Origin of the sequence: Alteripontixanthobacter muriae, from assembly GCF_013336795.1 — a bacterium.
Lineage (GTDB): Bacteria > Pseudomonadota > Alphaproteobacteria > Sphingomonadales > Sphingomonadaceae > Pseudopontixanthobacter > Pseudopontixanthobacter muriae.
The window spans coordinates 84,174-93,818 of sequence record NZ_JAAFZT010000023.1 but is presented as its reverse complement, the minus strand read 5'-3'; the positions used below and the strand labels follow the sequence as shown (position 1 = coordinate 93,818).

The 9,645-nt window shown below is 59.4% G+C and carries 9 protein-coding genes and 1 tRNA gene; 5 read left to right on the top strand and 5 right to left on the bottom strand.

Translation table 11 applies throughout. The features are described from left to right. Positions 1-435 precede the first annotated feature (435 nt). Positions 436-945: a hypothetical protein gene (locus G7A66_RS08740; RefSeq protein WP_174295302.1), complete on the top strand. Its 510-nt coding sequence runs from the start codon at positions 436-438 to the stop codon at positions 943-945. On the opposite strand, the gene G7A66_RS08735 is transcribed toward G7A66_RS08740, so the two are convergent. The 3 genes from G7A66_RS08735 to G7A66_RS08725 all read right to left on the bottom strand — a co-directional run bounded on the left by G7A66_RS08735 (position 930) and on the right by G7A66_RS08725 (position 4,633). Next, positions 930-1,514, bottom strand: coding sequence for a protein-methionine-sulfoxide reductase heme-binding subunit MsrQ (locus G7A66_RS08735; protein WP_174295301.1), 585 nt, complete (start codon positions 1,512-1,514; stop codon positions 930-932). The two genes, G7A66_RS08740 and G7A66_RS08735, sit on opposite strands and share 16 nt — an antisense overlap. A gap of 277 nt (positions 1,515-1,791) precedes the next feature. Continuing rightward, positions 1,792-3,918 carry a TonB-dependent receptor gene (locus G7A66_RS08730; RefSeq protein ID WP_232366762.1) on the bottom strand — a complete coding sequence of 709 codons (2,127 nt, stop codon included), beginning with the start codon at positions 3,916-3,918 and terminating at the stop codon, positions 1,792-1,794. 445 nt (positions 3,919-4,363) lie between these two features. Continuing rightward, on the bottom strand, positions 4,364-4,633 hold the full coding sequence (locus G7A66_RS08725; RefSeq protein WP_174295300.1) for a hypothetical protein: 270 nt from the start codon (positions 4,631-4,633) through the stop codon (positions 4,364-4,366). Between G7A66_RS08725 and G7A66_RS14410 the strand changes: the two genes are divergently transcribed. Beyond that, positions 4,622-4,981 (top strand): type I restriction-modification enzyme R subunit C-terminal domain-containing protein, encoded by a 360-nt coding sequence (locus G7A66_RS14410; protein WP_206675136.1) that lies wholly within the window; start codon positions 4,622-4,624, stop codon positions 4,979-4,981. The two genes, G7A66_RS08725 and G7A66_RS14410, sit on opposite strands and share 12 nt — an antisense overlap. A 3-nt stretch (positions 4,982-4,984) precedes the next feature. On the opposite strand, the gene G7A66_RS08715 is transcribed toward G7A66_RS14410, so the two are convergent. Continuing rightward, a protein-coding gene (locus G7A66_RS08715; RefSeq protein WP_174295299.1) for an IS3 family transposase occupies positions 4,985-6,156 on the bottom strand; the annotation gives its coding sequence in 2 pieces (ribosomal slippage) (positions 4,985-5,892 and positions 5,892-6,156; 1,173 coding nt in all). Here G7A66_RS08715 and G7A66_RS08710 point away from each other — a divergent pair. Further along, positions 6,150-6,734 carry a recombinase family protein gene (locus tag G7A66_RS08710; protein ID WP_174295298.1) on the top strand — a complete coding sequence of 195 codons (585 nt, stop codon included), beginning with the start codon at positions 6,150-6,152 and terminating at the stop codon, positions 6,732-6,734. The genes G7A66_RS08715 and G7A66_RS08710 overlap by 7 nt on opposite strands. A gap of 663 nt (positions 6,735-7,397) precedes the next feature. On the opposite strand, the gene G7A66_RS08705 is transcribed toward G7A66_RS08710, so the two are convergent. Next, positions 7,398-7,471 (bottom strand) — tRNA-Gln (locus tag G7A66_RS08705). Positions 7,472-7,659: 188 nt separating this feature from the next. On the opposite strand from G7A66_RS08705, the gene G7A66_RS08700 reads away from it, so the two are divergent. Both G7A66_RS08700 and G7A66_RS08695 read left to right on the top strand, forming a co-directional pair. Beyond that, positions 7,660-8,976: a Ppx/GppA phosphatase family protein gene (locus G7A66_RS08700; RefSeq protein ID WP_174295297.1), complete on the top strand. Its 1,317-nt coding sequence runs from the start codon at positions 7,660-7,662 to the stop codon at positions 8,974-8,976. Beyond that, positions 8,973-9,638, top strand: coding sequence for an RlmE family RNA methyltransferase (locus G7A66_RS08695; RefSeq protein ID WP_174295296.1), 666 nt, complete (start codon positions 8,973-8,975; stop codon positions 9,636-9,638). The genes G7A66_RS08700 and G7A66_RS08695 overlap by 4 nt, the downstream gene beginning before the upstream one ends. The last annotated feature ends 7 nt before the right edge of the window (positions 9,639-9,645 follow it).

Genomic DNA, 9,645 nt, shown 5'->3' with positions numbered 1-9,645 from the left:
TCCGAGAACCAGAAGAAATTTGCCATCCACATGCCTCCTCACTGGAGGCTCATGAATCACATCCCAATGCCGCTGTGAATCCTGTTTATGGGTCCGGACCCTAGCAGGACGCCAAGCTAATGTTCGCTCATTGTTTCGTAGGCGCGAATGCCTCAGGTCACCGCGAATGCACGCTGCAGCTTGTTCCTTGAGTTGCACCTCGAATAACACCGTGCCGCAAACTTCTCTGATCCTGTCGGCCAGGTCGTCTGCACGAATGATGAGTGCAGGACCGGCTCCGCCTCTCGGCACCACCTTCTCGGCCCTTCCGGAGATCTGAACGTCGCCCACCAAGTTGACGAAAGCGCCGCAGACGAGCGCTCCGCGCAAGTGGCGGTTCCACCGTACGGTTGTTTGGGCTAACCCGCAGTTCCAGTTGAAAAGGATCAATCATCAATGCGTAAACTTATCACCGCTGCGGCCTTGGCAAGCTCGGCCCTCGTGCTGGCGGCCTGTTCTCCTGCTGCCGAAGATAATGCCGAGCTTGTCGAACAGGATGCAGCGACCGAGGCCGCTGCCGACACGGCAATCGCTGATCAGGCAGTGATCAACCCCAATGAAGCAACCGTCGAGCAGCTGATTTCGGTCGAAGGCGTATCGCCCGAGCTTGCCCAGGCCATTGTCGCGGGCCAGCCCTACGAAAGCGTCATCACGTTCAACGACCGCCTGGTGGAATCGAGTTCGCAGCAGGAAGCTCAGGCCATTCTGACCAATGTGTTCGTGCCGATCGACCTGAACACCGCGAGCGAGGAAGAGATCCGTCTGATCCCCGGCATGACCGACCAGATGGTGCACGAATTCGAAGAATATCGGCCGTATTCCGATCTCGGCGTATTCGATCGCGAAATCGGCAAATATGTCGATGAAGCAGAGGTCGCGCGTCTGCGCCGCTACGTCACTCTCTGACGCCACTGAATAAGAATCCTCGGCAACTCGATCGCGGTCATTATTCCTATGTGGATGAAGGCCGTGGTCGGTTCGAAGGATAGCAGAGCCCAGTGCAGGAACATTAGGATTGCAGCAGGATAGACTAGCCGGTGCAGCGTCTTCCAGGCTCGTTTGAGCGCTCGCATCGACCCGTCGTTGGATGTGACGGCAAGCGGTACGAAGAGCGCGAAGGATAGCCATCCCGCCAGGATGTAGGGTGACGACAATTCATCCAGCAGAATCGCGAAATCACTCTTGCGATACAGATAGATGATCGTGTGCCCGCAAGCGTAGGCGAAGCTGGCCACGCCGAGATCGCGGCGCCGCTTCGCCAGCCATGCCGCCCAGCACCGCTTCCGAAAAACTAGCCTGATGGGCGTGACCGAAAGTGTCGCCATCAACAACCATGCGGACCACTTGCCGCTTTCGCCGACAGCATGTCCATAGCCGTAGAGGTCCGGTGTGAAAGCCCAGCGGCCCAAGATCAATATGCCGGGCAGCGCAAGGATCAACCATAGCACGAGGCGCGAATTAGGGCTGGTCTTCATGTGATACCCCTATCGCGAAAAAGGCTGGCAGTCTGCCTGAGCTGAGCGCGCCTCAACCGCCATGCCGCCGCTGCCTGCGAACCCGCACTCCTCTTTCCGATCCTTGCGGGGCTCATGAGCGAAGCCCTGATCGAAGCAGGAGTGTTAGAAGATCGCGAACGGCACCGCGGGGCAGTTCAGTTGATTGCCTCGCAGGCCGTTCGCAAAGGGCGTTCACAGGATCAGAAGCGAATGTGCCGCGCCGCTCGGTGTGATCAAACCAGGGTTGATGCCTGTGTCAAAGTTCCATCCGTACTCCGAACCGGGCACTGAAGGGTTCCGCCGGTTGGATGTTGTTGTTGCCATGGGCGCTCGGGAAGTAGGTCTCGTCGAACAGATTCTCGATGTTGAGCTGAAGGCTGATCTGCTCTGAAATCGTGTAATATGCCGCGGCATCGACTCGCCAGTAGCTGGGTAGCTCAACGGTGTTCGAGAAGCTGGCGAACTGGTCGCTCTGGTGAATCACGCCCACGCCAAAGCCGAGCTGCTCCGTCAGATCGAAGCGGTTCCATGCGGTGACCTGATGACGCGGAAGCTGCTGCAACCTGGCTCCCGCATCCCCAAAATCTGAGGAAGTGCGCAGTTCGCCGTCAAGATACGTGTAGCCTAGATTAGCCTGCCAGAAATCGGTGATGGAGCCGACAGCGCCGACTTCAAATCCTTCAACGCGGCTTTCGCCGGTCTGGACGACAAGGCCGGTATTGTTCGGATCGGGTGCGGTAGTGTTGGTGCGGTCGAGCCGGAAGGCGGCCGCAGTGACAAGCACCTCCTCCAACGGAGCCCATTTGACGCCCAACTCGTAATTGGTGAACTTTTCAGGCTCGAAGCGTTCGTCGCCCGGCGAGATTAGCAGGAATTGATCGCCGGCCTGTGGGAGGAAGCTCTCCGTGTAGCTGGCATAGAGTGAGAGCTGCTCGACAGGCTTCACAATTACACCTGCACGGGGACTGACGCGCTCGTCTACCCGGTCGCCTTGCACGCCGGAAATCAAGTTGACTGTATCAAGATCGAACCGATCCCAGCGGAGGCCCGCCACCAGCTCAAGGTGATCGCCAATTTCGAACTGCTCCTGCAAGTAGAAGGACAAGGTTTCGAGGGTGCTCTCGCGCGATCGTGACACCGGAGCGAGCGTAAATGCAGGGACTGTGATCTGTTCGGCGAGAGGCGTATTGATCCGTTGCGCGTCATTGTCGCTAAAAAAGACCTCACGGCGTGAGTTCTGCGTGTCCTGCCTGCTGGCCTCAAGCCCCAGCAACAGCGTCGAGGCGAACCCGTCACCTGCAGTCTCCCAAACGAGATTAGCTTGGCCAATCAGATTCTCGCGTCCGGTGGAATCCTCGTAGCCATCGAGCGTCACTACGGACCCATCGGTTCCGGTCGGCAAAATATTGGCATAGATCTTGTCGTAATTGGCATACTGCACGGTGGCATTGGCATTGAGTCCCAAGGCAAACTCGTGATCTAGCCGGACTCGCCCGATGTGCACCTCAGCTTCCGACCTGTTGAAGTCCGGGTCACCAAAGAACGTGTCTTCATAGCCGCGCAAAGGGCTGCCTTGAAAGGAAGGAACGCCGCGATCGACTACACGCTGATCGTCGTCGTAAGAGTAAGTTGCCGTCAGTCGGGTGGCCGGGCCAAGGTTTGCAGTCAGAGTGGGCGAAATGCCGATAAACCGACCCTCATAATAATTGCGGTGGCTGTCGAACTCTTCATAGGTACCGTTCAACCGTACGGCGACTGCATCAGAGAGCGGTTTGTTGACGTCGGCCAGTAAAGCGAAGGCGCCAAACGTATCAACTGAGGCTTGCGCACCAGCAAAGATATCATCTGTCTGTGCCGTCTTCGAAACGCGGTTGATAGCCCCGCCACCCGCGCCGCGCCCGAAAATAAGTGCGTTGGCACCCTTCAGCACCTCGACGCGCTCGATGTTGTAAAGCGGACGGTAGTACTGTGCATCATCGCGCAGTCCATCCAGGTAGAAGTCAGCTGTGGTTTCCTGACCACGGATGAAGACTTCGTCCCGGTGACCTTCGCCAGTTTCCAGGCTGACCCCGGGTACGTATCGCAGAGCCTCATTCAGTTGCCGGATCGACTGATCTTCGAGCTGGTCTTCGGTGATGAAGCTGATGCCCTGAGGCACATCGATCAACGGTGTCGGCGTCTTCGTCGCGGTTGAACCGTCATCAATTACATAGCCGCCGCGCTCCCCAGTCACGATGATGTCGCTCGGGAGGTAATCGCGTTCTGGCTGCGCGTCAGCAGTTTCATCAGCGATCGCCGCGGCAGGAAGAGCAGCAGCAGTAAGGAGGAGAGTGAAGCGAAGCGTGCGGTGACCCATGATTTTTTTAGCTTTCTTGCGAACCATTCTTAAGGAGCGCGGCTGCTATTGCGAACTAGTCGCACTTGCAAGGGGAATCTTCCAGGCAGAGAGAAGGTCTTCCCGTCCACGACTCTTGAACTTGATGCAGCAAAATCGCGCGTTCCGGCGCTGGTTCGTGCTCAATCATCAATACGGAGCACATGCAGCAAATCAGCGATGAACGGGAATGGTCAAGTTCGTGCCTTGCGCCCCTTGCTGATTCCGGAGCTTACACTGATTCTGACACGCTAAAGCTCTACCGAAACCCGGATCCACGAGCACCGGGAAACTCGAGAAACAGCGATCGCCGCACCGCAGCCAGTCAAACAAGCAGAAACGCGCCGGACCGTTGTCTCAGACCAACGCACCGAGGTTTTCCCATCGTCGATCACGCGCTCAACGAATTGTCGCGCGTCCTCATTTGAGATTTCTGTATATTAACCGCCGACGCTTAGAAGACTGCGATGTCGCTCATGTGCTCGGCCACATCAGACACCTGCCCGATGGCGACCCGCGCCAGAGCCTCTCTCGTCTTCCCACCAGAAAGACCAACTAACTCCTCCAGCGCCGTTTGAGCGCTGTCGTAACGAGCAACCTCGGCCGAAGCGCCTGCATCCTCTTGCAATAGCTTACCGGCGGCCGCACGCCTCGCGACTTCGCCAATGCGCTGCTCGATGCAATCGACCCTGACAAGCAGACCGAGGAAATCGTGGCCATTCATGGCCCCACGGCGTCCAAGGAACAGGCAGACGCGGTGATCGAGCAGCTCGCCAACGCGGCATGCGAGCCGTTCGACAAACCTGCGGTGCGCAACCTGCTGAAAGACACCAAGGCAAAGACCAACATCGTCATCGACGAGATCACCACCGACGAGGTGATCAGCGCAGATTTCGACCTCAAGCGGTCTGAAGAGACCATCACCAGCTTCAAGCAGTTCATCGAAGACAATCGCGACGAGCTGATCGCTCTGCAAATCCTCTACAATCAGCAGATGGGCAAGCAGCGTCTGACATATGCGGGGATCCGCGAGCTGGTGACTGACCGGCCCCCACCGAGTGGTCCGTGTTGATTGTTAGTGCATTGTTGCCTCCTGCGCCATTGCCGGCTGGAGGTGGAGCGAAGCGGAACCGGAAGGCGGCAATGGCGATCTTACGGTTTCCGGGGCAGGCGGCCGATAGCCGAGGCTGCTGTGCGGGCGCACGGTGTTGTAGTGGCGGCGCCAAGCCTCGATCAGTACCTTGGCCTCAGTGAGGCTGTAGAAGATCTCGCCATTGAGCAGCTCGTCACGCAGTGAGCCGTTGAAGCTTTCGTTGTAGCCATTCTCCCATGGCGAGCCCGGCGCGATGTAGAGCGTCTTCACCCCGATGCGGGCAAGCCACTCCTGAACGGCACTAGCAATAAACTCCGGGCCATTGTCGGACCGGATGTGAGCTGGTGGACCGCGAGAGACGAACAGGTCAGCCAGTGCCGTCAGCACGTCCTGATGCTTGAGCTTGCGGGCAACGACCAGCGCCAGGCACTCCCGGCTGGCCTCGTCGATGATGGTAAGGATGCGGAACTTGCGACCATCATGGGTGCGTCCCTCGACAAAGTCATACGCCCACACATGCCCCGGATACTCTGGCCGCAAGCGGATGCACGAGCCGTCGTTCAGCCATAGCCGCCCGCGCTTCGGCTGTTTCTGCGGCACCTTCAGCCCCTCTTTGCGCCAGATACGCTCAACCCGCTTGCGGTTCACGTGCCACCCCGCATCGCGGAGCAGCGCCGTCACTCGGCGATAGCCGTAGCGGCCGTACTGCTTTGCCAAGGCAATGATGTCTTCGGTGAGCGCTTGCTCATCATCGGCCCCGCACGGCACCTTGCGCTGCGTCGATCGGTGTTGCCCCAGCACGCGACAGACCCGGCGCTCGGACACGGGCATCATGCCTCTGATGTGATCGATGCAGCGCCGCCGCCGCGCGGGGCTCAGAAGTTTCCCCGGGCAGCCTCCTGGAGGATCAGCTTGTCCAGGGTCAGATCCGACACTGCACGGCGAAGCCGGGTGTTCTCCTTCTCCAGCTCCTTCATCCGCCGAGCCTGATCGACCTTCAAACCGCCATACTCCCTGCGCCAGCGGTAATAGGTCTGCTCCGTAACCCCGATCCGGCGGCACGCATCGGCCGTGGTTCCGCCCTGCGCGAGCACGATCTCCGCCTCACGCAGCTTGCCGATAATCTCTTCCGGCTTGTGCTTCTTCGATGGCATTCTTCATCTCCTTCATGGTCCAGACTAAAATAGTCGATGGACCACTCAGAAGGGGGCAGCTCGGTGGCAACTTCGATAAGGAGTTTGCTGACGAAGGTGTGTCGGGTGCTACGTTAGCTGCTGACCGTCCTGGCTTCGCTGCACTGCTAGGCTATGTTCGTGAAGGCGATACGGTCTGCGTCACTGCATTGGACCGTGTAGGGCGCGATGCATTGGATGTGCAGTCTGTGGTTCGTAAGCTAATCACCAGAGGCGTAACCATAGACGTTTTAGGCTTGGGTCCTATCGCCAAAGGTGTTGGTGAACTGGTGGTAGCTGTGCTGGCACAGATTGCCGATATGGAGCGCCAGCGCATTAAGGAGCGCTGTGATGCTGGTAGGCAAGCCGCAAGGGCTTCGCTCGCTGCCAACGGTATGACCCACAGGGGCAAAGCTAGCCTAGGGCGTCCTTTCGCTGCTGATAGCGATGCAGTTGCACAGTGGCGCAAGGACAATGGCGCTAGCATTGCCAAGACTGCACAGGAGTTCGGATTATCGCCTGCAACGGTGAAGCGGTATTGTGCTGCTAGTGCAGTCTAGGGTCTGCACTGCCTCAAGCGCTCCTATACACTTCGGTCTAATCCTTTTGGCATAGCACATGGCGGCTGGGTCTATAGCGACAGAGAGGCCCTTAGTCCGTTTGCATAGTAGACCGATATACAACCAATCTGCCATGCCTTGTCTCTCGCGGGAACCAAGTTGTGCTCGCGAAGTAGTGAATGTCGGGTCGGCACGCAACTCACTGGCTTTCTCTCAAGTCAAAGAACGTGCCGCCCGCTTCCACCGTCCTGATATCATGTGTGTGGCGGCGTGTTTGCCCGCTACTTATCCGATTGCCCGTTGGCAGCATCGCGCATTCCGGATTCGGACTGCGTCCTGCCTACGACTGTATAGAAAAGTGTATAGAATGAGCGCTGGCTCTACGCTTAACCTGCTGAGATTTAACGGAAAAGGTAGGTTGGTCGGGGAGACAGGATCCGAAGCTTCTCTCCTCGTGGAAGACTTCAGACCAGCCGCTGCCGATCAGATTACACGCTCTGAAAGAGCGGGTCTTCATGTTGCACCCTTGTTGCAAGGAGCAGCCGAGACCGGCGGAGAATCCCTGCAATTCAGCGGAAATCAGCGAGAACCTGCCGTATAAGGAAACCCCTCATCAGACATGCGAATGAGCATCTTAACTGTTTGATATAAAAGAGGAAAAATTGGATGCCCCGCGAGGATTCGAACCTCGATTGACGGAGTCAGAGTCCGTAGTCTTGCCATTAGACGACGGGGCAATCGTGGGGGCCTCTAAAGCGCGCCTAATTGCGGGTCAAGGGGCTTTCGGCGGCGGTGCCGCTGCGGGATTCAGGGCGGGACCGTACGCCTCGCGCCAGGCGCTGCTCTTGCCCTAACCCTGCTGCCGCGCTAGCATCCTCGGCAGGTCCCCGCGCGAACTGCGCGGGAGGAAAAGAAAGCATGAGATATGGCGGATTTCACTCCGCCGGACGTCACCGAGAAGGCTGGTGGCAAAAAAGGCGCAGGATCGGGTGGGGTCGCCGATTTCCGCTACAAGCGCCCGTCCCAGCCCAGGCAGCGCCGCCCCGAAAAACCGGGTCAGCAGGCGCACGGAACCGGCCCGACGAAGGGGCCCCGTCCGGACCGAAAAAGACCGCGTAAAGCGGATCAGGCGAAACAGCGCAGCCGCGCCGATGGGCAGGGCGGCAACCGCGACACGCCTGCAAAGGCACAGACCGCTGGTGCCGGACGCAAAGCGAAGCCAGCGGGTGAACCCGGTGATTTCCGCAAAGCCGCCGGGCGTCAGGCTTATGCCGCACTGGATCTGGGCACCAATAATTGCCGCCTGCTGATAGCTCGGCCCTCCGGGCCTGATTTCACCGTAATCGATGCCTTCAGCCGGGTCGTCCGATTGGGTGAAGGCCTCGCCATGTCCGGGCGACTCAGCGATGTCGCCATGGACCGCGCTTTAGGGGCCTTGCACATCTGCGCCGAAAAACTGCGCCGCCGAAATGTCCATCTGGCGCGATCGGTCGCAACGGAGGCCTGCCGGCGCGCAGCGAACGGGGCGCGGTTCATCGAACGTGTGCGTGAGGAAACCGGCATCGTTCTCGACATCATTTCAGCGCAGGAAGAAGCCCGCCTCGCCGTGCTGGGCTGCCATGTCCTGCTTGAGAGCGGGGCGGGACAGGCGGTAATCTTCGACATTGGCGGCGGTTCGACCGAGCTCGTGCTGATCGAACCCGGCGGCCCTGTTCCGCGCATCCTCGACTGGCAGAGCGTACCGTGGGGCGTCGTTTCACTGACCGATACTGTCGGGAGGGCCGAAGGCGACAGCAAGGATGCGCGCCTCGCCCGTTATGCCGAGATGCGCAGGCTCGTTTCAAGAAGTTTCGCCCCCTTCGCGGGGCGTGTTGCCCGGGCTGCCTTGGGTGAGGATATACGCCTTCTCGGAACCAGCGGAACGGTTACGACGCTTGCCAGTCTCCATCTCGAACTGCCCCAATACGACCGCCGTGCGGTCGACGGGCTGATCGTGCCTTCGGCATCCATGCGCGACATCAGCGACCGACTGTCGGGCATGTCTCCGACCGAACGGCGCACCCTGCCCTGTATCGGGAATGACCGTGCCGACCTCGTGGTTGCCGGGTGCGCGATATTGGAAAGCATCCTCGATCTCTGGCCAGCCGACCGGCTCGGTGTGGCGGATCGCGGCATACGCGAAGGCATCTTGCGGAGCCTGATGGCTGCGGATCATGCCGATCTGGCGAGGGCAGAAGTATGAGAGGTTCACGCAGCGATCCGGACAAGCGCGTCCGCACGGCGAAGGGGCGCACCGCTTCAAGCACCCGCTGGCTGGAGCGCCAGTTGAACGATCCTTACGTCAAACAGGCGAAAGCGGAGGGTTATCGTAGCCGCGCTGCTTACAAGCTGCTGGAACTGGACGAACGGTTCGGACTGGTAAAGGGCGCCAGGCGCGTGGTCGATCTGGGCATAGCGCCGGGCGGCTGGGCGCAGGTGGTCCGCAAGCTTTCACCGAAAGCGGCCATCGTCGGCATCGATCTGCTGGAAGTGGAGCCGCTGGACGGCGTCACGATCCTGCAGATGGACTTCATGGACGATGCCGCGCCGGACCTTCTGACAAAAGCGCTGGATGGTCCGCCCGATCTGGTCCTTTCCGACATGGCGGCGAACACTGTCGGTCACAAGCAGACCGATCATCTGCGGACAATGGGACTGGTCGAAGCGGCCGCCGATTTCGCCATTCGTACGCTGGAAGAAAACGGTGCCTTCGTGGCGAAGGTCCTGGCCGGCGGAACCGACAAGGAATTGCTGGATCTGCTGAAGCGGCACTTTCGGACCGTGAAACACGCCAAACCGCCTGCGAGCCGCAAGGGCAGTTCCGAATGGTATGTCATCGCGCAAGGCCGCAAACCGCAGGCCTGAGCCGCGG

Excerpts from the sequence above, each read along its gene's own strand:
- G7A66_RS08740 (WP_174295302.1), top strand. The coding sequence starts at position 436 with ATGCGTAAACTTATCACCGCTGCGGCCTTGGCAAGCTCGGCCCTCGTG.
- G7A66_RS08735 (WP_174295301.1), bottom strand. The coding sequence starts at position 1,514 with ATGAAGACCAGCCCTAATTCGCGCCTCGTGCTATGGTTGATCCTTGCG.
- G7A66_RS08730 (WP_232366762.1), bottom strand. The coding sequence starts at position 3,918 with ATGGTTCGCAAGAAAGCTAAAAAAATCATGGGTCACCGCACGCTTCGC.
- G7A66_RS08725 (WP_174295300.1), bottom strand. The coding sequence starts at position 4,633 with ATGAATGGCCACGATTTCCTCGGTCTGCTTGTCAGGGTCGATTGCATC.
- G7A66_RS08710 (WP_174295298.1), top strand. The coding sequence starts at position 6,150 with ATGGCATTCTTCATCTCCTTCATGGTCCAGACTAAAATAGTCGATGGA.
- G7A66_RS08700 (WP_174295297.1), top strand. The coding sequence starts at position 7,660 with ATGGCGGATTTCACTCCGCCGGACGTCACCGAGAAGGCTGGTGGCAAA.
- G7A66_RS08695 (WP_174295296.1), top strand. The coding sequence starts at position 8,973 with ATGAGAGGTTCACGCAGCGATCCGGACAAGCGCGTCCGCACGGCGAAG.